The organism is Modestobacter sp. SYSU DS0511, from assembly GCF_054050755.1.
This window is the reverse complement of sequence record NZ_JBJGZY010000014.1, coordinates 47,012-68,136: the sequence shown is the minus strand read 5'-3', so window position 1 is coordinate 68,136 and position 21,125 is coordinate 47,012. Positions and strand designations below refer to the sequence as shown.

Annotated in this window: 24 protein-coding genes and 1 pseudogene; 20 read left to right on the top strand and 5 right to left on the bottom strand. The window is 74.7% G+C overall.

Translation table 11 applies throughout. The annotated features are described in order from the left end of the window. The first annotated feature begins 102 nt into the window (after positions 1-102). From rpe to ACI783_RS09260, 8 genes are all read left to right on the top strand, one after another. Positions 103-768, top strand: a complete 666-nt coding sequence (gene rpe / locus ACI783_RS09295) for a ribulose-phosphate 3-epimerase (RefSeq protein ID WP_457140181.1) — start codon at positions 103-105, stop codon at positions 766-768. Then, entirely contained in the window at positions 765-1,829 is a 1,065-nt protein-coding gene (gene ribD, locus ACI783_RS09290; protein ID WP_457140180.1) for a bifunctional diaminohydroxyphosphoribosylaminopyrimidine deaminase/5-amino-6-(5-phosphoribosylamino)uracil reductase RibD, read from the top strand. The genes rpe and ribD overlap by 4 nt, the downstream gene beginning before the upstream one ends. Position 1,830: 1 nt before the next feature. Then, complete coding sequence (locus ACI783_RS09285) at positions 1,831-2,466, top strand: riboflavin synthase (protein ID WP_457140179.1); 636 nt, start codon at positions 1,831-1,833, stop codon at positions 2,464-2,466. After that, entirely contained in the window at positions 2,463-3,743 is a 1,281-nt protein-coding gene (locus tag ACI783_RS09280) for a bifunctional 3,4-dihydroxy-2-butanone-4-phosphate synthase/GTP cyclohydrolase II (protein ID WP_457140178.1), read from the top strand. Before ACI783_RS09285 ends, ACI783_RS09280 begins: the two co-directional genes overlap by 4 nt. 91 nt (positions 3,744-3,834) lie before the next feature. Further along, a complete protein-coding gene (gene ribH, locus ACI783_RS09275; protein WP_457085222.1) occupies positions 3,835-4,359 on the top strand; it encodes a 6,7-dimethyl-8-ribityllumazine synthase in 525 nt (174 codons plus the stop codon). Then, positions 4,356-4,619 carry a phosphoribosyl-ATP diphosphatase gene (locus ACI783_RS09270; protein ID WP_457140177.1) on the top strand — a complete coding sequence of 88 codons (264 nt, stop codon included), beginning with the start codon at positions 4,356-4,358 and terminating at the stop codon, positions 4,617-4,619. Before ribH ends, ACI783_RS09270 begins: the two co-directional genes overlap by 4 nt. 92 nt (positions 4,620-4,711) lie before the next feature. Continuing rightward, entirely contained in the window at positions 4,712-5,578 is an 867-nt protein-coding gene (hisG, locus tag ACI783_RS09265; RefSeq protein ID WP_457085221.1) for an ATP phosphoribosyltransferase, read from the top strand. Between the two features lie 19 nt (positions 5,579-5,597). After that, positions 5,598-6,059 (top strand): SSI family serine proteinase inhibitor, encoded by a 462-nt coding sequence (locus ACI783_RS09260; protein WP_457140176.1) that lies wholly within the window; start codon positions 5,598-5,600, stop codon positions 6,057-6,059. A 41-nt stretch (positions 6,060-6,100) separates the two neighbouring features. Here ACI783_RS09260 and ACI783_RS09255 read toward each other — a convergent pair whose 3' ends face one another. After that, a complete protein-coding gene (locus ACI783_RS09255) occupies positions 6,101-7,009 on the bottom strand; it encodes a DUF2877 domain-containing protein (protein ID WP_457140175.1) in 909 nt (302 codons plus the stop codon). 440 nt (positions 7,010-7,449) lie between these two features. On the opposite strand from ACI783_RS09255, the gene ACI783_RS09250 reads away from it, so the two are divergent. The 4 genes from ACI783_RS09250 to ACI783_RS09235 all read left to right on the top strand — a co-directional run bounded on the left by ACI783_RS09250 (position 7,450) and on the right by ACI783_RS09235 (position 12,696). After that, a complete protein-coding gene (locus ACI783_RS09250; protein WP_457140174.1) occupies positions 7,450-9,390 on the top strand; it encodes a PucR family transcriptional regulator in 1,941 nt (646 codons plus the stop codon). Positions 9,391-9,579: 189 nt separating this feature from the next. Then, on the top strand, positions 9,580-11,037 hold the full coding sequence (locus ACI783_RS09245; protein ID WP_457140173.1) for a uracil-xanthine permease family protein: 1,458 nt from the start codon (positions 9,580-9,582) through the stop codon (positions 11,035-11,037). Positions 11,038-11,189: 152 nt separating this feature from the next. Then, on the top strand, positions 11,190-11,843 hold the full coding sequence (locus ACI783_RS09240) for an NUDIX domain-containing protein (RefSeq protein WP_457140172.1): 654 nt from the start codon (positions 11,190-11,192) through the stop codon (positions 11,841-11,843). 94 nt (positions 11,844-11,937) lie between these two features. Further along, positions 11,938-12,696 (top strand): SDR family NAD(P)-dependent oxidoreductase, encoded by a 759-nt coding sequence (locus ACI783_RS09235; RefSeq protein ID WP_457140171.1) that lies wholly within the window; start codon positions 11,938-11,940, stop codon positions 12,694-12,696. Positions 12,697-12,699: 3 nt separating this feature from the next. Here the strand turns inward: ACI783_RS09235 and ACI783_RS09230 are convergent, their stop codons facing one another. Then, entirely contained in the window at positions 12,700-13,092 is a 393-nt protein-coding gene (locus ACI783_RS09230) for an SRPBCC family protein (protein WP_457140170.1), read from the bottom strand. 62 nt (positions 13,093-13,154) lie between these two features. Here ACI783_RS09230 and ACI783_RS09225 point away from each other — a divergent pair, with 62 nt between their 5' ends. From ACI783_RS09225 to ACI783_RS09215, 3 genes and pseudogenes are all read left to right on the top strand, one after another. Next, positions 13,155-13,793 (top strand): hypothetical protein, encoded by a 639-nt coding sequence (locus tag ACI783_RS09225; RefSeq protein WP_457140169.1) that lies wholly within the window; start codon positions 13,155-13,157, stop codon positions 13,791-13,793. A 100-nt stretch (positions 13,794-13,893) separates the two neighbouring features. Beyond that, positions 13,894-14,253, top strand: a pseudogene (locus ACI783_RS09220) (EamA family transporter); the annotation flags it as partial. A gap of 139 nt (positions 14,254-14,392) precedes the next feature. Continuing rightward, entirely contained in the window at positions 14,393-14,806 is a 414-nt protein-coding gene (locus tag ACI783_RS09215; protein WP_457140168.1) for a DMT family transporter, read from the top strand. Positions 14,807-14,813: 7 nt separating this feature from the next. On the opposite strand, the gene ACI783_RS09210 is transcribed toward ACI783_RS09215, so the two are convergent. Continuing rightward, the gene (locus tag ACI783_RS09210) at positions 14,814-15,200 is read right to left on the bottom strand and encodes an ArsR/SmtB family transcription factor (RefSeq protein WP_457140167.1); all 387 of its coding nucleotides are present in this window, start codon (positions 15,198-15,200) and stop codon (positions 14,814-14,816) included. A gap of 111 nt (positions 15,201-15,311) precedes the next feature. Here ACI783_RS09210 and arsB point away from each other — a divergent pair, with 111 nt between their 5' ends. The 4 genes from arsB to ACI783_RS09190 are packed head-to-tail and all read left to right on the top strand — an operon-like array spanning position 15,312 to position 18,730. Continuing rightward, positions 15,312-16,439: an ACR3 family arsenite efflux transporter gene (gene arsB / locus ACI783_RS09205; RefSeq protein WP_457140166.1), complete on the top strand. Its 1,128-nt coding sequence runs from the start codon at positions 15,312-15,314 to the stop codon at positions 16,437-16,439. Between the two features lie 22 nt (positions 16,440-16,461). After that, the gene (locus tag ACI783_RS09200; RefSeq protein WP_457140165.1) at positions 16,462-17,874 is read left to right on the top strand and encodes an FAD-dependent oxidoreductase; all 1,413 of its coding nucleotides are present in this window, start codon (positions 16,462-16,464) and stop codon (positions 17,872-17,874) included. Between the two features lie 23 nt (positions 17,875-17,897). Next, positions 17,898-18,311 (top strand): arsenate reductase ArsC, encoded by a 414-nt coding sequence (locus tag ACI783_RS09195; RefSeq protein WP_457140164.1) that lies wholly within the window; start codon positions 17,898-17,900, stop codon positions 18,309-18,311. After that, a complete protein-coding gene (locus ACI783_RS09190) occupies positions 18,308-18,730 on the top strand; it encodes an arsenate-mycothiol transferase ArsC (protein WP_457140163.1) in 423 nt (140 codons plus the stop codon). Before ACI783_RS09195 ends, ACI783_RS09190 begins: the two co-directional genes overlap by 4 nt. Positions 18,731-18,746: 16 nt before the next feature. Here the strand turns inward: ACI783_RS09190 and ACI783_RS09185 are convergent, their stop codons facing one another. After that, positions 18,747-19,082 (bottom strand): YnfA family protein, encoded by a 336-nt coding sequence (locus ACI783_RS09185; RefSeq protein WP_457140162.1) that lies wholly within the window; start codon positions 19,080-19,082, stop codon positions 18,747-18,749. Positions 19,083-19,122: 40 nt separating this feature from the next. Beyond that, the gene (locus tag ACI783_RS09180) at positions 19,123-20,535 is read right to left on the bottom strand and encodes an FAD-dependent oxidoreductase (protein WP_457140161.1); all 1,413 of its coding nucleotides are present in this window, start codon (positions 20,533-20,535) and stop codon (positions 19,123-19,125) included. A gap of 98 nt (positions 20,536-20,633) precedes the next feature. Here ACI783_RS09180 and ACI783_RS09175 point away from each other — a divergent pair, with 98 nt between their 5' ends. After that, positions 20,634-20,993 carry an ArsR/SmtB family transcription factor gene (locus ACI783_RS09175; protein WP_457140160.1) on the top strand — a complete coding sequence of 120 codons (360 nt, stop codon included), beginning with the start codon at positions 20,634-20,636 and terminating at the stop codon, positions 20,991-20,993. Positions 20,994-21,125 lie beyond the last annotated feature (132 nt).

The following is a 21,125-nucleotide window of genomic DNA, read 5'->3' as shown; positions in this document are numbered from 1 at the left end:
GGGCCGCCCCGTGATCGTGACGTTCGGTGACCGGAACGGCCGGGCGGACGGCCCACTGTCGCCCGATCGGGTGACCGGTGGCGCTGCCCCTACGATCACCGGGTGGCTCCGGAACCGATGATCGCGCCCAGCCTGCTGTCCGCGGACTTCGCCCGGCTCGCCGACGAGGTCCGGCGCGTCGCCGACGCCGACTGGCTGCACGTCGACGTGATGGACGCCCACTTCGTGCCCAACCTGACCCTGGGCCTGCCGGTGGCTCAGGCGATCCAGGCGGTGAGCCCGGTGCCGCTGGACTGCCACCTCATGATCGAGCACCCCGAGCGCTGGGCGCCGGGCTACGCCGAGATGGGCGCCCGCAACGTCACCGTGCACGCGGAGGCCTGCACCGACCCCCGTGCGGTCGCCCGCGACCTGAAGGCCGCCGGCGCCCTGGCCGGCCTGGCGATCAAGCCGGGGACGCCGCTGGAGGCCTACCTCGACGTGCTGCCGGACTTCGACACCCTGCTGGTGATGACCGTCGAGCCCGGGTTCGGCGGGCAGTCGTTCATGCCCGAGGTGCTGCCCAAGGTGCGCGAGGCCCGCCGGCTGGTCGACGCCGGCCACCTCCGGCTGTTCGTCGAGGTCGACGGCGGCATCAACGCCGACACCATCGAGGCCGCCGCCGAGGCCGGCGCCGACGTCTTCGTGGCCGGCTCCGCGGTCTACGGCGCCGACGACCCGGCGCGCGCGATCGCGGCCCTGCGCGCCCGGGCGGCCGGCGCCCGGTGAACGCCGCCGAGGCCGCGGCGATGGCCCGCGCCAGGGAGCTCGGGCTCCGGGTGCTGGGCACCACGAGCCCCAACCCGGCGGTCGGCGCGGTCGTGCTCGACGCCGACGGCCATGTGGTGGGGGAGGGGGCGACCTCCCCGCCCGGCGGCCCGCACGCCGAGGTGCACGCCCTGGCCCAGGCCGGCGAGCGCGCCCGGGGCGGCACCGTCGTCGTCACCCTCGAGCCGTGCGCCCACACCGGGCGCACCGGCCCCTGCGCCGACGCGCTGCTCGCCGCCGGTGTCGCCCGGGTGGTCGTCGCCGTCCCCGACCCCACCGAGCTGGCCGGTGGCGGCGCCGAGCGGCTGCGCGCCGGCGGGGTGGACGTCGAGCTGGGCGCCGAGCAGGCCGCGGCCGCCGAGGGGGCCCTGGTCGGCTGGCTGACCGGCGTGCGCGAGCACCGACCCCACGTGGTGTGGAAGGTGGCGACGACGCTGGACGGGCGGGTGGCAGCCGCCGACGGGACCAGCCGCTGGATCACCGGCCCGGACGCCCGCGCCGAGGTGCACCGGTTGCGCGCCGGCTGCGACGCGGTGGTGGTCGGCTCGGGGACGGCGCTCGCCGACGACCCGCAGCTGACCGTGCGGGACCCCACCGGACGGGACGCCGACCGGCAGCCCCTGCGGGTGGTCCTGGACCGCCGCGGCCGGCTGCCGGCGACCGCCCGGGTGCTCGACGGTGCGGCGCCCACCCTGGTCAGCGCCGCAGCGACCCCGGCCGAGCTGCTCGCCGAGCTGTTCGACCGGGACGTCCGCCGGGTGCTGCTGGAGGGCGGGCCGACGCTGGCCGCTGCCTTCCTCACCGCCGGGCTGGTCGACGAGGCGGTGGTGCACCTGGCTCCGCAGCTGCTCGGTGCGGGTGCCGGCATGGTCGGGGACCTGGGAATCCCCACGATGAGTGGAGCGCTGCACCTGCAGGTCCTCGACGTCACCCGCCTGGGCGGGGACGTGCAGATCCGGCTGCGGCCCACCCGGCACACTGACGGGCCGCCGACGGACGGCCCGGACGCAGGAGGGAGCTGAGGTGTTCACCGGCATCGTGGAGGAGCTCGGCACCCTGACCGCGCGCGAGGAGGGCCCGGACAGCGCCGTGCTGCACATCCGGGCGGCGCGCGCGCTCGAGGACGTCGCGCTGGGCGACTCGATCTCGGTCAACGGCGTCTGCCTGACCGTCACCGGCGTGGCCCGCGACGAGGCCGACGGCACCGGCGTGTGGACCACCGACGTGATGGCCGAGACGCTGCGCCGCAGCAGCCTGGGCGCCACCGGTGTCGGCGACGCGGTGAACCTGGAGCGCGCGGTCACCGCGGCCACCCGGCTGGGCGGGCACATCGTGCAGGGCCACGTCGACGGCGTCGGCACCGTGGTGTCCCGCACCCCCGGCGACCACTGGGAGGTCGTGCGGGTCTCCGTGCCCGCCGACCTGGCCCGCTACGTGGTGGAGAAGGGCTCGATCACCGTCGACGGCGTCTCGCTGACCGTCAGCGCGCTCTCCGACGACGAGGAGGCCGACCGGCCCGAGCCGTGGTTCGAGGTCAGCCTCATCCCGACGACGCTGCGGGAGACGACCCTGGGCGCCCGCGCTCCCGGTGACCCGGTCAACCTGGAGGTGGACGTCATCGCCAAGTACGTCGAACGACTGTTGGGGGCCCGCGCATGAGCTGGCAGCTGGACTCCGTCGAGGACGCCATCACGGCGGTCAAGAGCGGCAGGCCGGTCGTCGTCGTCGACGACGAGGACCGGGAGAACGAGGGCGACCTCATCTTCGCCGCCGAGCTCGCCACCCCCGAGCTGGTGGCGTTCATGGTCCGCTACACGTCGGGCTACATCTGCGTGGCGGTCACCGAGACCGACGCCGACCGGCTGGACCTGCCGCCGATGTTCCGGGTCAACCAGGACCGCCGCGGCACCGCGTACACGGTCACCGTCGACGCCCGTGAGGGCGTGACCACCGGCATCTCCGCCGCCGACCGGGCACACACCATCCGGCTGCTGGCCGCGGCCGAGACCAACGCCGCCGACCTCGCCCGACCCGGGCACATCGTGCCGCTGCGCGCCAAGGACGGCGGCGTGCTGCGCCGGCCGGGGCACACCGAGGCCGCCGTCGACCTGGCCGTGCTCGCCGGGCTGCGCCCGGCCGGCGCGCTGTGCGAGGTCGTCAGCGAGAAGGACCCGGTGGGCATGGCCCGCGGCGACGAGCTGCGCGTCTTCGCCGACGAGCACGACCTGGCGATGATCTCCATCGCCGACCTCATCGCCTACCGCAAGCGCTTCGACAAGCTGGTCGAGCGGGTCGCCGAGGCCCGGGTGCCCCTGGGGCCGGGGGAGTTCACCGCAGTCGGCTACCGCAGCTCCTACGACGAGCGCGAGCACGTCGCCTTCGTCTACGGCGAGATCGGCGACGGCGAGGACGTGCTGGTCCGGGTGCACTCCGAGTGCCTCACCGGCGACGTCTTCGGGTCGCTGCGCTGCGACTGCGGGCCGCAGCTGCAGGCGGCACTGGCCGCCGTGGCGCAGGAGGGCCGCGGCGTCGTCCTCTACATCCGCGGTCACGAGGGCCGGGGCATCGGCCTGCTGCACAAGCTGCAGGCCTACCAGCTGCAGGACTCGGGCGTGGACACCGTGGACGCCAACCTCGACCTGGGCCTGCCCGCCGACGCCCGGGACTACGGCACCGGCGCGCAGATCCTGGTCGACCTGGGCATCCGCACCATGCGCCTGCTGACCAACAACCCGGCCAAGCGCGCCGGGCTGGAGGGGTACGGCCTGAAGATCACCGGCCGGGTGGGGTTGCCCAGCCACGTCACCGCGGACAACCTGGGTTACCTGCGCACCAAGCGCGACCGGATGGGCCACCTGCTGGACATCATCGAGCCGGAGCCGGAGGGCGACGTGCCGGCCCAACCGGCGCGGCGCGCCGACGAGCAGCCGATGTGACCGGCTGCCCCCCGGTCGACCGGCACACTGCACCGTCGTCACCGCGCAGCAGCGCCACACGCTCGCGCACCAGCACGTCCGAGGAGAGCTCATGAGCGGGTCCGGATCCCCCCAGCAGCAGCCCATCGACGCCAGCGGCCTGACCCTGGGCATCGTCGCCGCCACCTGGCACGGCGACATCGCCGACTCCCTGCTGAAGCGGGCGGTCGCCTGCGCGGAGGCCTCGGGCATCCCCGCGCCGACCGTGGTGCGGGTGCCCGGCGCCATCGAGCTGCCGGTGGTGGCCCAGGCGCTGGCCGCCACCCACGACGCCGTGGTCGCCCTGGGCGTCGTCGTCCGGGGCGGCACGCCGCACTTCGACTACGTCTGCGACTCCTTCACCGCCGGGCTGACCCGGGTGTCGCTGGACGCCGGGAAGCCCGTGGGCAACGGCGTGCTCACCACCGAGGGCGAGCAGCAGGCCCGCGACCGGGCCGGCATGGACGACTCCGGTGAGGACAAGGGCTGGGAGGCCACCGCCGCCGCCCTGCAGACCGCGCTGGTGCTCCGCGACCTGCGCGCGCCCAAGCACAGCACCGGCTTCGGCATCGACCCGGCGGGGGCGACCGGCGCGTGAAGTCCTTCGACGAGCTGTTCGCCGAGCTGAGCGCCAAGGTCGCGGCCGGCGACGAGGCCTCCGGCACGGTCACCGCCGTCCGCGACGGCATCCACGCCGCGGGCAAGAAGGTGGTCGAGGAGGCCGCGGAGTCCTGGATGGCGGCCGAGCACGAGGGCGCCGACCGGACCGCGGAGGAGATCAGCCAGCTGCTGTACCGGGTGCAGGTGCTGATGCTGGCGCGCGGGCTCTCCCTGCAGGACGTCTACGCTCACCTCTGAAGAAGGACCCCGTCCTCCTCACCCCTCGCACGCTCGGGGCGAGCCTCGGGACGGGGCCTGACCGTTCCATCACGTCACCGAGGAGTCCTCCAGTGCTGCGCGTCGCCGTGCCCAACAAGGGCGTCCTCAGCGAACCCGCGGCCGAGATGCTGGTCGAGAGCGGCTACCGGCAGCGGCGCAGCACCAAGGACCTCGCGGTGTACGACCCGGAGAACGACGCGGAGTTCTTCTACCTCCGCCCGCGGGACATCGCCGTCTACGTCGCCGCCGGCACGCTCGACGTCGGGATCACCGGGCGGGACATGCTGCTGGAGACCGCACCGGCCGAGGGGGCGGGGCTGGCCGCCGTCGAGGTGATGCCGCTGGGGTTCGGGCGGTCCTCCTTCCGGTTCGCCAGCCCGGCGGAGTCCGACATCGAGCAGGTCGCCCAGCTGGAGGGGAAGCGGATCGCCACCGCCTACCCCGGCCTGCTGCAGCGGTTCCTCGACGACAACGGGCTGAAGGCCGGGGTGGTCAAGCTCGACGGCGCGGTGGAGACCGCCTGCCGGCTGGGCGTGGCCGACGCCGTCTGCGACGTGGTCGAGACCGGCACGACGCTGCGCGCCGCCGGGCTGCGGATCATCGGCGAGCCGGTGCTGGCCAGCGAGGCGGTGCTGGTCCGCCGGGCGGGCGCGGAGGAGATCCCCCAGGTGGCGCAGCTGATGCGCCGGCTGCGCGGTGTGCTGGTCGCCCGGCAGTACGTGATGCTCGACTACGACTGCCCCAACGACCTGCTCGCCCGGGCCACCGAGGTCACCCCCGGGCTCGAGGGTCCGACGGTCAGCCCGTTGCAGACCGAGGGGTGGTCCGCCGTGCGGGCGATGATCCGCCGCGAGGAGACCAACCGGGTGATGGACGAGCTCTGGGAGGTCGGCGCGCGGGCGATCCTGGTCACCAGCATCGCCGCCTCCCGCATCTAGCACCGGCATGCTGGGCGGCATGCGCCGTGCCCTGCTCATGCTGCCGTTGCTCCTGCTCGCCGCCTGCGCCACCGGGTCGGACGGCGGGGCCACCCGGTCCCCGGCGCCGACCTCGGCAGCGCCCACGGACGACGCCGCCGCCGGGGGCGGGATCAGCCGGGCCGACAACGACCTGGTGATCGAGGTGGACCCCGGTGAGGGCGCCGAGCCGACCCGCTACACCTTGACCTGCGTCGGCTTCGTGGAGGGGGACCTCCCCGACGCCGAGACGGCCTGCGCACACCTGGAGGGCCTCGCGGACCCGTTCGCACCGGTGCCCGCGGACGCCGTGTGCACCCAGCAGTACGGCGGCCCGCAGACCGCGCGGATCACCGGCCTGTGGGGCGGCGACCCGGTCGACCTGGAGCTGTCCCGCACCGATGGCTGCCGGATCGCCCAGTGGGACCGGCTCGCGCCGCTGCTGCCCGTCGCCGTCGGCTGAACCCCGCCGGCCGGGCCGAGATGGGCCCGGCCGGCCGGCGGTCAGCGCCGGGTGGTGCGGTCGACCAGGTCGATGGCGGTGCACAACCCGAGGGACATCGCCCGGCCACTGGTCGAGCCGGTCGCCAGCAGCGCCGCGATCGCCGGGGCGAGGGCGCCGTCGCCGACCAGGCCCCGCAGCACCGCGGCGTACTCGCCGCTGACCTGACCTGCTGCGGCGTGCCGCAGCAGGGCCCGGGACAGCTCGGTGGTCCGGCCCGCGGCCAGCGAGGTGACCCCGGCGCCGAACCGCTCGGCCGCCGGGTGCCCGAGCAGGACCAGGCCGGCGGTCAGCCCGGCCAGCACGTCGTCGCCGGCCGGGGTGAGCCCGGGGCCGAGCCCGACCAGCCGGGTCGCGGTGCGCAGCGCGGCGTCGAGGTCGGCCCGGCGGACCGCCCCGCGGAGCGCGGCGAGCGGGCCGCTGGGGCCGGTCGGCAGGCCCGGCAGGGAGAACGCGCTGTGCGGCACCCCCTCGCCGTAGAGGGCGGTGCGCAGCTGGCGGACGCCTTCGGGCAGCAGCGCCGGACGTGCGCTGGGCAGCTTCGGGCGGGGATCCCACCAGGCGGCCGCGCTGACGGTCAGGTCGCCCACCACCAGCCGGCCGCCGCCGACCCGCGCGGGCGCTCCGGTCGGCACGGAGACCAGGGGGCGGCCGTTGGCCGGCCGGAAGAGCACGCACCCCAGGGGCAGCCGGGCGGCATCGGCGGTCAGCACCCCGACGACGTCCGGCCCCGAGGGCGTGGGCACCGTCAGGTACACGGCGGCGGGCACCGACAGCAGCACCCGGGCGGAGCGGACCGGGCCGCGCAGCAGGTCGGCCACCCCGGTGCTGGCCTGCGCGGGCACCGCGGTGCCCCCGGACCGGGGGAGGGGGAGCGCGGTGGTCCGGGAGCCGGATGGCAGGTGGATCATGGGGACCCCGGCGCGGGCCGCCCGTCCCGACCGGGTGGACGGTGCGGTCGCGGTCGCGCCGTGTGCCGTCCTGCCGTCCGGTCCCCTGGTGTCCGGAGTCCCGGCGTCGCCCTGCCCGCCGGTGCTCTCGTCGATGGTGCGCATGTGGCCCTCCACCCGTGCGGTCGCCGGGAGGTGGCTGGCATCGCCGGCCCCGTCCCGGTGTGCTCATCGAGGGCCGGAGAGGAGCGCTGGCCCCGCTGGGATGCGGGGACGGCCTACCATCCGACCCGGGACACAGGACCGGGCCACGAACCCAGGTGGGCGCGCCGTCCGGCTCTGTATGGCGATTCTCGCCAAGCTCGGCTTCTGGCGTCCAGGGACGTCTGACAAGATTCTCGTCGGATCGAGAAAGACGGGGCGCATTGGGGGTACACAGAGTGACTGAACGTGAGGCGTCCGTGACTTACGCTGCGAACAGCGAGCGGACGGCTACCTTCAGTGCCGCTTCGGCGTCCATCGAGCCGGTGCTCTCGCAGCTGCCGCCCTCCGATCGCACCGCCCTGCAGGACAGCATGGGCCTCACCGTCGACCAGCTGCTGCAGCTGCCGGGACTGGCCGGGGCGCTCGTCGTGGGTGGCGCCACCGGCACCCGACGGATCGTCCGGCACGTCGAGGTGCGCGACCCCGGTGACCTGGAGACCGCGGCCGGCCCGGACGTGCTCGTCGTCCTCTCCGCCCGGCTCCCGCAGATCGACGCCGCGCAGTGCCGCGCCCTGATCGAGGGGCTGCACCGCGGCGGCAGCGGCGCGCTCGCCTTCCGGTCCGAAGGGGGGCCCGGGTCCCCGCAGGGTGAGCTGCCCGCCGAGCTGCTGGCCGAGGCCGACCGGCGCGGCTTCCCGGTCGTGGCGCTGCCGGAGTCCACCCGGCGTGACGAGGTCGTCGCCGAGGTGCTCGGGGCGATCATCGACAAGCAGACGCAGGCGCTGAGCCTGGCCAACCGGATGCACAACCAGTTCATCGACGTGGCGCTGTCCGGTGGTGGGCTGGCCGAGGTGACCGTCCAGGTCTCCACCTTCCTCGCCGGGGCGGCCGTGCTCGGGCTCGGCCCGGACCGCGAGGTGGCCACAAGCGCCGGCCCACCGGCCGAGGTCGCCGAGATCCGCGACTGGCTGTGGCTGCTCGACGCCGCCGCCGACGACGCCTTCGCCGACCTCACGCCGTCGCGCCGCCTGTCGGGCAACCGTGCCGACCAGGGCGCGGTCACCCCGGCCGACGTGTTCGCCGACGCCGACATGTCCCCGGCCGACGGCATCCTGCTGGTGCCCGGCCACCACGAGCTCCCCGGCGGGGTGGGGGAGTACGCCGTCGCCCCGATCATGGCCGGCGAGCAGCGGCACGGCTGGCTGGTCGCGGTCAACCGGCACGGGCCGATGCTGCTCGGCGCCGGGGCGGTCCTCGAGCAGGCGGCGGTCATCGCCGCGTTGTCGGAGATCCGCTCCCAGGCCGTGCACTCGGTGGAGCTGCGCTTCCAGGGCGACCTGGTGCGCCGGCTGGTCGGCGGCTCGTTCGGGCACACCGAGCGGGCGCTGGCCTACACCCGGTCCTTCGGCTGGCGGCTCGACGGCCCGGTCATCGTGCTGGTGACGGCGACGGAGACGGTCGCCGACGCCGGTGCCGACCCCACCCGGGCGCTGGACGTGCTCGACCGGCTCGCCGACGGCTGGCGGGCCGCGATCGACAGCGAGGTGGCCGGAGCCGCCGTCGCCGGGCTGGCCACCGAGATCGTCACCGTCCTGCCGCTGGACGGCCGGACGCCGGAGGAGCTCTCCGCGCTCGTCACCGCGGTCACCGCCCGGGTGAACGCCCGGCTGCGCCGGGTCGGCCGGGTGCTGGGCACCGGGATCGGCCGGCCGGCGGAGTCGCTGTCGGCGTTGGGCGAGGCCTACCAGCAGTCGCAGCGCGCGCTCGTCGTCGGCCAGGAGATCCACGGTGGGCACGCCGTCACCCACTTCGACCAGCTCGGCGTGTTCCGGCTGCTGTCGCTGATCCCGGACAGCAGCGAGCTGCGCTCCTACGTCGACGAGGTGCTCGGCCCGCTGGCCGACTCCGCCGACGTCGACTCCAGCGACCTGCGCGAGACCCTGCGGGTGCTGCTGGAGACCAACCTCAACGTCGCCGAGTCCGCGCGCCGGCTGCACTTCCACTACAACACAATGCGGTACCGGATCGGCAAGCTGGAGCGGCTGCTGGGGCCCTTCACCACCGACCCGACGCTGCGGCTGAACCTGCTGCTGGCGCTGCACGCCGCGCGCATCCGCGGCCTCGACCAGCCGCACCGGCCGCCGATGGAGGGCCTGGCGGCCGCGGTGCTCGACGACGGGCTCGACCTGCTCGCCTGAGGTCGCCGGACCGTCCTCGACGTTGCGGCCCCGGGTCGCCGGCGTTACGTCTCGTCGCGGCGTGTCCCATCCGGCACGCCGCAACGGGAACGTGACCATCGGGGGCTGGTGCAACGCCCCCGGCGTCTGCCACTGTGCGATCCCTCAGCGCTGAGCTACTTCGCTCGGCGGGTGGATCGAGGAGGACCGATGGCGTTGGGCTGGAAGCTGCACGGGGACGGCAAGGCCCCGGCACTGGGTGAGGCGGTGGCGCCCGAGGAGCGGCTGTCCTGGCCCCTCACGGTCGGGATCGGCGCACAGCACGTGGTGGCGATGTTCGGTGCCACCTTCGTCTTCCCGCTGATCATGGGGCTGGACGCCAACCTGGCGATCATGATGAGCGGGATCGCGACGATCATCTTCCTGCTCATCGTGCAGGGGAAGGTGCCCTCCTACCTGGGCACCAGCGCCGCGTTCGTCGGTGGGGTCGCCGCGGTCCGCGCCCAGGGCGGGGACAGCTCCGACGTCGTCGGCGCGATCCTGGTCTCCGGCGTCGTGCTCGCGCTGGTCGGCCTGCTCATCCAGCGCGCCGGCGTCGCCACGGTGAACAAGGTGCTGCCCCCGGCGGTCACCGGCGCCGTCGTGCTGCTGATCGGCTTCAACCTGGCGCCCGTCGCGGCGGGCCTGTACTGGCCGCAGGACCAGTGGGTGGCGCTGGCCACGATGGCGTTCGTCATCGTGGTGTCGCTGGCGCTGCGCGGCTTCTGGGCCCGGATCTCCATCCTGCTGGGCCTGGTCTTCGGGTACCTGCTCTCGCTGCTGCTGGACACCTTCTCCCAGGCGGTCACCTACGACGAGGCGGGCGTCGGCACGGCGCACGACCGGGTCGACCTCAGCGGCATCGGCGACGCCTCCTGGTTCGGTCTCCCCGACCTCACCGCGCCGTCGTTCTCGGTCAACTTCTCGCTGCTGGTGCTCCCCGCGGTGATCGCGCTCGTCGCGGAGAACGCCGGCCACGTCAAGGCGGTCGGCGAGATGACCAAGCGCGACCTGGACCCGGTGCTCGGCCGGGCGGTCTTCGCCGACGGCGCCGCCACCGTGGTGGCCACCTCGGTCGGCGGCTCGCCGACGACGACCTATGCGGAGAACATCGGCGTCATGGCCGCCACCCGGGTCTACTCGACCGCGGCCTACTACGTCGCGGCCCTGGTCGCGATCCTGCTGGGCCTGGTGCCCAAGTTCGGGGCCCTCGTCAACGCGACCCCGGCCGCGGTGCTCGGCGGGATCACCGTCGTCCTCTACGGGATGATCGGCCTGCTCGGCGCCAAGATCTGGAAGGAGAACCGGGTCGACTTCGCGAACCCGATCAACCTGGTGCCGCTGGCCGCCGGGATCATCATCGGCATCGGCGACGTCCAGATGCGGTTCAGCGAGGAGTACTCCATCGGCGGCATCGCCCTGGGCACGATCGTCGCGGTGGTCGGCTGGCACGTCGCGCGGGCGCTCGCACCGGCGGAGATGAAGGACGCGCTCTACCAGGAGGGCGGCTTCGCCGCCGGCACCGGCCCGGCGCTGGGCGCCACCGGCAGCCACTCCACCGATGGCCGGACCACCGACCCCGGCGGCGCCGACCCCTCCGACGTCGACCGGGCCAACCGGTCCCGCTGACCCGGTCGCCCACCGGCCCCGCGGTACCGCCGCGGGATCAGGTGACCTGATCGTGCGTGCTCCTGGCTCAGCCCCCACGGTGAGCCAGGGGCACGCACGGTGAGCCAGGAGGCGCCGCCGGTGGCACGTCCGACCGCTGTGGGAGGAGACCGATGACCGCAGGGATCGACACCCCGGACCGGCGCGGCCGGACCGGTCTGGACCGGGTCGGCCGCGACCTGACCGGCAACGACGGCATCCGCGTGCGCGAGGTGGAGCTGCTGTCCAGCGACTGGTACGTGCTGCGCAAGACCACGTTCGAGCAGCGGCACCGCGACGGGCGCTGGACCACCGAGACCCGCGAGACCTACGACCGCGGCAACGGCGCGACCGTGCTGCTGTACGACGTCGAGCGCCGCACCGTGCTGCTCACCCGTCAGTTCCGCTTCCCCGCCTACGTCAACGGCCACCCCGACGGGCTGCTGCTGGAGACCGCCGCCGGGTTGCTGGACGACGACGACCCGGTCACCGCCGTCCGGCGGGAGGCCGAGGAGGAGACCGGCCACCGGGTCGGGGAGCTGACCCACGTGTTCGACGTGTTCATGAGCCCGGGCTCGGTGACCGAGCAGCTGCACTGCTACGCCGGTCCCTACGACGCGGGCACCCGCACCGACGCCGGCGGCGGGCTGGCCGAGGAGGGTGAGGACATCGAGGTCGTCGAGCTCGGCTTCGACGACGCCCTGGCTCGCATCGGCTCGGACATCGTCGATGCCAAGACGATCCTGCTGCTGCAGTGGGCGGCGCTGTCGGGACCGTTCGCCCACTGAGCGGGTGCGCGGGGCAACGGGTTCGCGCGTGAGCCGGGCCGGGACGGGGCACAGGCCGTCCGAGGCCGCGCCCGGCGGCTCCGAGGAGGCACGCATGACCGAGTCCGCCCACCCGCTGCAGGGGAAGGTCGCCCTGGTCACCGGGGCGTCGTCCGGGATCGGCGAGGCGACGGCGATCGCGCTCGCCGAGGCCGGCGCCGCGGTGGCCGTCGGTGCGCGCCGCCGGGACCGGCTGGATGCACTCGCCGAGCGCATCGGGAGCACCGGTGCCCGCGTGCTCACCCTCGACCTCGACGTCACCGACGAGCAGCAGTGCCGGACGGCGGTCGAGCGCACCCGCAGCGAGCTCGGCGGGCTGGACGTCCTGGTCAACAACGCCGGGGTGATGCTGCTCGGCACGATCGTCGGCGCCGACCCCGAGGACTGGCGCCGCATGCTGCACACCAACGTGCTCGGGCTGATGTACATGACCCACGCCGCCATCGAGGGCATGGTCGAGCAGGGCTCGGGCGACGTGGTCAACATCAGCAGCGTCGCCGGCCGCACCGCCCGGCTCGGCGCCGGGGTCTACAACGCCAGCAAGTGGGCGGTGAACGCCTTCAGCGAGTCACTCCGTCAGGAGGTCACCCAGCGCGGGGTGCGGATCGGGCTGGTCGAGCCGGGGGCCGTCGCCACCGAGCTGTCCAGCCACATCACCCAGGCCGACGCGCGACGCCAGTCGCAGGAGATGGCGCAGACGATGCGCACCCTCGACCCGGAGGACGTCGCCCGCGCCGTGCTGTACCTGGTCACCCAGCCGCCGCACGTGGCGGTCAACGAGGTGCTGGTGCGCCCCACCGACCAGCAGCGCTGACCGTCAGCCTTCCAGGACACCCCTGAGGGTGGCCAGGTCGGCGGCGACCGCGGCGGCGTCGGCCTCGAAGGCCGCGTCGTCCGTGCCGGGCCGGCGGCGGAGGGTGAAGACGACCTCGCAGCGGTCGCCGTCGGGCAGCACCCGCAGCGGGTTGGACACCGTCGTGCCGTCGGGCAGGACGACGTCGTGGTCGAGGACGCCGAAGGCGTTCTCCGGGGCCATGCGCACGAGCACCCGGCCCATCGGCGAATCGGCCACCCATTCGCCGTCGACCTCGGTGATGCCGGCGGCCAGCCCGGCGGCCCACTGCGGCAGGTGCGCCGGGTCGCGCGCCCACGCGTAGACCTCCGCGGCCGGCCGGTCGATGGTGACGCCGAGGTGCCGGGACTCGCTCATGTGCGCATCGTGCCGCACCCACCGACTGGCATCTCAAGATCACCTGGGGCAGCCTCGTCGCCGTGACCGACGACGACCGCCGCTGGGCCGAGGCGCTGTCGGTGGTCGAACGGGCGCCGAGCGCGGACACCCGGGACCGGCTGCGCCGCGCCCGGTTGCTCCGCTGGTCGTGGGCGCTCGCCGTCACGGTGCTGGCGCTGGCCGGTGGGCTGCTCCTGGCGGTGCTGGCCGGGGACGCGTGGGTGCCCGACACGGACCGCTCCGGCGGCTGGCCGGCGGCCGGCCTCGTGGTCCAGGGCGCTGGCCTGGCGGTGATGCTCGGCTACGGGGTGGTCGCGTGGCGGACCGGGCTGTTCCGGGCCGCGTGGTCGCAGTTCCATCCGACCGCCGTGCTGAGCCGGGCCCAGCGGCGCACGCTGCGCGCGCAGGTGCGCGGGCGGGCGGAGGTCGATCCGGCCCGGTTGCCGCTGGCCCGGGAGGTGGCGCGGCAGTTCATGCGGCAGCGGCACCAGCTCGTGCTGATCGTCGGCGTCGTGGTGCAGCAGCTGGGGCGTGCGATCGGTGCGCCGACGCGGTCCACCGTCATCTTCACGGCGGTCGCGACCGTGGTGCTCCTGGTCGTGGCCGCGCTGGTGCACCGGGAGGCTCGGCGCGCGGAGCGCTTCCTCGCCGACCACCCGGATCCCGCGTCCCGCGCCTGACCGCGCCGATCCGGCCAGCGTCCGGGACGGGACCGCCAGACCCAGCGCGACGTCCGGAAACCGCCGGTGATCGTCGCTGGCGGGTTCTAACTTCGGGTCCGTGTCCGCTCCTCGACGTCCCCTGGTGCTGCTGGCCGTCTCCGTCACCGTGCTCGCCTGGGCCTCCGCGTTCATCGGGATCCGCGCGGTCGGGGAGGACCTCTCGCCCGGCGCCCTGGCGCTGGGCCGGCTGCTGGTCGGCGCCGCCGTCCTCGGCCTGCTGCTGGTGCGCCGTGGCTGGGTCGCGCCGACGCCGGGGGAGTGGCGGCTGCTGCTGGTCTGCGGCGTCGGCTGGTTCGGCATCTACAACGTGGCGCTCAACGCCGCCGAGCAGCACCTGGACGCCGGGACGACGGCGATGCTGGTCAACATCGGCCCGCTGCTGATCGCGCTGCTCGCCGGGGTGCTGCTCGGCGAGGGGTTCCCGCGCTGGCTGATGGTCGGGCTGGCCGTCGCCTTCGCCGGAGTGCTGCTCATCGGCCTGGCCACCCGGGAGTCCGGTGCCGACCTGACCGGCGTGCTGCTGTGCCTGGTCGCCGCGGTCACCTACGCCGGTGGTGGTGGCGCAGAAGCCGCTGCTGCGCCGGCTGCCCGGGCTGCAGGTCACCTGGACCGCCTGCGCCATCGGCGCGGTGTGCTGCCTGCCGTGGGCGGGCGTGCTCGTCACCGACCTGCGCACCGCCCCGGCGTCCTCGATCGCGGGGATGGTCTACCTGGGTGCGGTGCCGACGGCGATCGCGTTCAGCACCTGGGCCTACGCGCTCTCCCGGATGGACGCCGGCCGGCTGGGCGTGACCACCTACCTGGTGCCGCCGCTGGTGGTGCTGATGGGCTGGCTGCTGCTCGACGAGGTGCCGCCCGCGCTCGCGGTGGTCGGTGGTGTGGTGTGCCTGGCCGGGGTGGGCATCTCCCGACGCCGCGGCCGGGTGCGCCGGCCGGTGCCGGTGCCGCAGGAGACGGCCACCACCGGCTGACCGGTGCTCAGGCGGTGGGCACCCCGACGCCGGGCAGCGCGGCCACCACGGCGTCCATCGCACCGGGCACGAGCGAGTAGTACGCCCACACCCCGCGCTTGTCCCGGGCCAGGAAACCGGCGTCGACCAGCACCTTGAGGTGGTGGGAGACCGTCGGCTGGGACAGCCCCAGCGGCTCGGTGAGGTCGCAGACGCACACCTCGCGGCCCGCCCCGGCGGCGACCAGGGAGAGCACGCGCAGCCGGGCGGGATCGGCCAGCGCCTTCAGCGTGCGGGCCAGCTCGCCGGCGCGGGCGGCACCGAGGCCGGCGCCCAGGGGCACCGGCGCGCACCCGGGGGCCGACGAGGGCAGCACCTCGAGGGTCAGCGACGCGGGCGTTCCGCTGTTGTTCACCAGGCCAGTGTCGTGCCCGCATTGACGTCTGTCGATCCCCTGGTGCAGAGTTCTCGCACGGATAGACCGTCATCGATCCGTCGCGTCGCGGCGGGGAGGAGTGCCCGCCCGATGAGCGACACCGTCGCGGAGAACCCGCGTCCCAGCACCGATCTCGAGACCCCGGTGCTGGCCCGCCTGTCCACGCTGGACCGGTTCCTCCCGGTGTGGATCATCGTGGCGATGGTCGCCGGGCTGCTGCTCGGCCGGCTGGTGCCCGGGCTGGACGACGCCCTCGACGCCGTCCGGATCGGCGAGGTGAGCCTGCCGATCGCCGTCGGCCTGCTGCTGATGATGTACCCGGTGCTGGCCAAGGTCCGGTACACCGAGCTCGACCGGGTGACCGGCGACCGCAAGCTGCTGGGCGCCTCGCTGGCGCTGAACTGGCTGGTCGGCCCGGCGCTGATGTTCGCGCTGGCCTGGCTGCTGCTGCCCGACCTGCCGGAGTACCGCACCGGCCTGGTGATCGTCGGCCTGGCCCGCTGTATCGCGATGGTGCTCATCTGGAACGACCTGTCCTGCGGCGACCGCGAGGCCGGCGCCGTGCTGGTGGCGATCAACTCGGTCTTCCAGATCCTCGCCTTCGCCGTCCTGGGCTGGTTCTACCTGCAGGTGCTCCCCGGCTGGCTGGGGCTGGCGACCACGTCGGCGGAGTTCAGCTTCTGGGCGATCGTGGTGTCGGTGCTGGTCTTCCTCGGCATCCCGCTGGTGGCCGGCTTCCTCACCCGCACGATCGGTGAGCGGGCCAAGGGGCGCGACTGGTACGAGGGCCGGTTCCTGCCGAAGATCGGCCCGGTCGCCCTGTACGGCCTGCTCTTCACCATCGTCATGCTCTTCGCCCTGCAGGGCGACGCGATCACCTCGAACCCCTGGGACGTCGCCCGCATCGCGCTGCCGCTGCTGGCCTACTTCGTCCTGATGTTCGGGGGCTCGTTCCTGCTCGGCATGCGGCTGCGGCTGGGGTACGCGAAGACCGCGACGCTGGCCTTCACCGCTGCCGGCAACAACTTCGAGCTGGCGATCGCCGTCGCGATCGGCACCTTCGGGGTCACCTCCGGCCAGGCGCTGGCCGGCGTCGTCGGCCCGCTGATCGAGGTGCCGGTGCTGGTCGGCCTGGTCTACGTCTCGCTCTGGGCCGCCCGGCGCTGGTTCCCCGGCGACCCGACCGTCCCCGTCACCGCACCCGAGGGAGTCCGCTGATGACCAGCACCGAGCTGCGGGCATGACCCGCCGCCTGGTCGTCATCGGCGGCAGCGACGCCGGCATCTCCGCCGGCCTGCGCGCCCGCGAGCTGGACCCGGCCGCCCAGGTCACCGTGGTGGTCGCCGACGCGTACCCCAACTACTCGATCTGCGGGATCCCGTACCACGTCTCCGGCGAGGTGCAGCCCTGGCAGTCGCTGGCGCACCGCACCGCCGCCGACCTCGAGGCCGCCGGGCTGACCCTCCGGGTCGACACCCGGGCCACCGGCATCGACGTGGCCGGGCAGCAGGTCGCGGTGACCGGCCCCGACGGCACGGCCGAGCTGCTGCCCTACGACGAGGTCGTCGTGGGCACCGGCGCGGTCCCGGCGGTCCCGGCGATCGCGGGCGTCGGCCCGGGCGGGCTCGGGCCGGCCGACGGCGTGCACCTGCTGCACACCATCGGCGACATGCACGCCCTGATGGCGAGCCTGGCCGGTCGATCGGTGGGCAGCGCGCTCGTCGTGGGCGCCGGCTACATCGGCGTGGAGCTGGCCGAGGCCCTCGTCGCCCGGGGCATCGCCACCACCGTGGCCCAGCGCCCGGCGGAGGTGCTCACCACGGTCGACGCCGAGCTGGGCGCCCTGGTGCGGGCGGAGATGACCGCCCACGGTGTCGAGGTGCTCACCGGCACCACCGTCGAGGCGCTGACCCGCACCGCCGACGCCCGGATCGCCGTCACCGCCAACGGCCGGCCGGAGCGCGCCTTCGACCTGGTGGTCGTCGTCGCGGGCGTCCGGCCCGACGTGCGGCTGCTGGTCGACGCCGGGGCGAGCACCGGCGCCGGGGGCGCGGTCGTCGTGGACGAGACGATGGCCACCAGCCTGCCGCACGTGTGGGCCGCCGGCGACTGCGTGGTCACCCACCACCGCCTGCTGGGCGTCACCTGGCTGCCGCTGGGCACCACCGCGCACAAGCAGGGCCGGGTCGCGGGCGCCAACGCCGTCGGCGGCCACGCCCGCTTCGCCGGCATCGTCGGCACCCAGGTGGTCAAGGTCTTCGACCTGGTCGCCGCCCGGACCGGCCTGCTGGAGCACGAGGCGCTCGCCGCCGGCTTCCGGCCGGTGACCACCCAGACCAGCCCGGACGACCACAAGGCGTACTACCCCGGCGCCCGGCCGATCACGATCCGGGTCACCGCGGACGCCGACACCGGCCGGCTGCTCGGGGCGCAGCTGGTCGGTCGGCTGGGCAGCGAGGTCGCCAAGCGGGCCGACGTCTACGCCACCGCGCTGTTCGCCGCGATGACCGTGGACGGTCTGGCCGACCTGGACCTGGCCTACACCCCGCCACTGGGTTCACCCTGGGACGCCGTGCAGATGGCCGCCCAGGCGTGGAGCCGGGAACACCGCCCGACCCGCATCGACCCACTGCCCTCGGCGCTGGCCGAATGAGCCCCTTGAACGAGGAGATCCCCGTGAGTGACCGTCCCAGCGTCCTGTTCGTCTGCGTGCACAACGCCGGGCGCTCCCAGATGGCCGCCGGCTGGCTGCGCCACCTCGCCGGCGACGCCGTCGAGGTGCGCTCCGCCGGCTCGGTGCCCGGCGACCAGGTGAACCCGTCCGCCGTCGCGGCGATGGCCGAGGTGGGCATCGACATCTCCGACCAGCGACCCAAGGTGCTCACCACCGACGCCGTCGAGGCCTCCGACGTCGTGATCACCATGGGCTGCGGCGACGCCTGCCCGATCTTCCCCGGCAAGCGCTACCTGGACTGGGCGCTGGAGGACCCCGCGGGCAAGGGCGTGGAGTCCGTGCGCCCGATCCGGGACGAGATCGAGACGCGCATCCGTGGCCTGCTCACCGAACTCCAGGTGCCGGTCGCGCCGTGACCGGCACGCCGTCGGTCCTGTTCGTCTGCGTGCACAACGCCGGGAAGTCCCAGCTGGCTGCCGGCCTGATGACCGACCTGGCCGGGGACGCCGTGGAGGTGCACTCCGCCGGGACCGCTCCGGGAGAGGCGGTCAACGAGCAGGCCGCCCGGTCGCTGGCCGAGCTGGGCATCGACATCTCCGACCAGGTGCCGAAACCCATCACGGAGCAGCTGGTGCGGGACGCCGACGTGGTGGTCGTCCTCGGCCGGGAGGCCCGGGTGGAGCCGGTGGAGGGGACCCGGGTCGAGACCTGGGACACCGACGAGCCGTCCGAGCGCGGCATCGAGGGGATGGCCCGGATGCGCCTGGTCCGCGACGACATCGCCGCGCGGGTGCGCGTCCTGGCCGGCGAGCTCGGGGTGCCCACCGGGCGGTGAGTGCGCCGGGCCGCGGTCACCCCGCCCGTGGGGCGTACATGATGAGGGCGACGCCGACCAGGCAGACGAGCGCACCGAGGACGTCGTAGCGGTCGGGCCGGAAGCCGTCGACGACCATGCCCCAGGCCAGGCTGCCCGCGACGAACACCCCGCCGTAGGCGGCCAGGATCCGGCCGAAGTTCGCGTCGGGCTGCAGGGTCGCGACGAACCCGTAGGCGCCCAGCGCGAGCACCCCGGCCCCGATCCACAGCCAGCCGCGGTGCTCGCGCACCCCCTGCCAGACCAGCCACGCCCCACCGATCTCGGCGACCGCGGCCAGCAGGAACAGCAGCAGGGAGCGGGTGACCGTCACGGCGGACAGCCTGCCAGGAGCCGCCCCACCTGCCGGCCGGTCAGGCGTCCGAGGCGGAGGCCCCGATGCTCACCGGCTGCGGAGCCGGACCGCAGCAGCTCGCCGGCTCCGGCTCCTCCGCCGACCACCCGTGCGCGCTGCCGGTGGCGAAGCCGGCGCCGGCGGTCTCGCCGGCCTCCCGGGCGCCCAGGTCGGTGCTGCACACCCCCGTGGCGGGCAGGTGGAGCTGCACGGCGTCGGCGACCTCGGTGTCGCCGGCCAGCGCGGCGGCGACCGAGCGCACCTGCTCGTAGCCGGTGGCCAGCAGGAACGTCGGCGCACGGCCGTAGGACTTCATGCCCACCAGGTAGAAGCCCTCGTCGGGGTGCGCGAGGTCGCGGTGCCCGTGCGGGGGCACCGTGCCGCAGGAGTGGAAGTTCGGGTCGATCAGCGGCGCCAGCCGGGCCGGTGCCTCCACGGCCGGGTCCAGCGACAGGCGGACCTCGCGCAGCAGATCCAGGTCGGGGCGGAAGCCGGTGGCGGCGGCCAGCGTGTCGACCTGCAGGTCGACCGGGGCACCGTCCCGGCCGGTGCCGGTCACCCGGAGCCGGCCGTCGCCGGCGGGGGCCAGGCCGGTCAGCGTGACCTCGCGGTGCAGCTCGACGTGGCCGGCCTGGACAGCGGCCTTCAGTGTCGACCCCAGCAGGCCGCGGGCCGGCAGGCCGTCGGCGTCGCCGCCGCCGTACAGCCGGGCGGGGGAGCGGCCGCGGATGGCCCAGCTGATCCGGGTGCCGGGCTCGCTGCGCTGCAGCTCCACCAGGGCCAGCAGAGTGTTGGCCGCGGAGTGGCCCATGCCGACCACCAGGGTGTGCTTGCCGGCGAACCGGGGCCGGTCGGTGCCCAGCACGTCGGGCAGCGGGCCGACCAGCCAGTCGCCGGCCTGCTCCTCGCCGACCGCCGGCAGGCCGGCGGCGCCCAGCGGGTTGGGCTGACCCCAGGTGCCCGAGGCGTCGATGACGGCCCGCGCGGTCAGGTCCTGGACCTGCCCGTCCGCGACGACCCGCACGAGGTACGCCCGGCCCTCCCGGCCGACGGTGCGCGTCTTGTCCACCCCGACCCGGCTCACCGCGACCGCCCGGGCGCCGGTGCGGATCCGGCCGGCCAGCTGCGGGGTGGCGGCCAGCGGGGCCAGGTAGCGCTCGACCAGCTCGGCGCCGGTCGGCAGCTCGGCGCGGTCGGGGGACTCCCAGCCGGTCGGCTCGAGCAGCCGGACGGCGGCGGCGTCGACGTCGTACTCCCACGGGGAGAACAGCCGGACGTGCCCCCAGGCGCGCACCGCGGCGCCCACCTGGTTGCCGGCCTCGAGCACCAGCGGCTCCAGGCCCCGCTCCAGCAGGTGTGCGGCGGCTGCCAGGCCCACGGGCCCGGCGCCGATGACCACGACCGGCAGGTCGTCGGTGGTGTACGCGCTCATCTGTGCGTCCGTCCTCGCTCGTCGATCGATGCCCAACCTCGAGGCACATTAACAGCGAACACTGTTGACAGCAACGCCGATGTGGCACACTCGCGGGCATGCCGCAGGACCTGGACGTGCGCCTCCTCGACGTCGACGAGCTGACCTCTCCCGCCGACCGCGCCCGGCTGCTCGCGCCGCAGCTGAAGGCGCTTGGCGACCCCAACCGGCTGCACCTGCTGCTGCTGCTCGCCGAGGGCTCGCGCACCGTCCGGGAGCTGACCGACGCGACCGGGATGAGCCAGACGCTGGTCAGCCACCACCTGGCGCCGCTGCGCGAGCAGGGGCTGGTCACGATTACGCCGAAGGGCCGCAGCAACGTCTACGCGCTCTGCTGCGAGGCCCTCGCCGGCCCGGTCAAGGCCCTGGCCACGCTGGCCGCGCTGACCCCCGAGGGCGCCGACGCCTGCTGTCGCTGACGAGGTCCGGGTGCGGCGGAGGCCGCTCGGGTCGGTCGGTACCTGGGAGTGGTGGGGCGGCGTGCGACGGGTGTGACCAGCGGGGTGCGCTGCTCGTGCGGCGCTCCGTGTCCAGCCTCCCGGGACGACCGT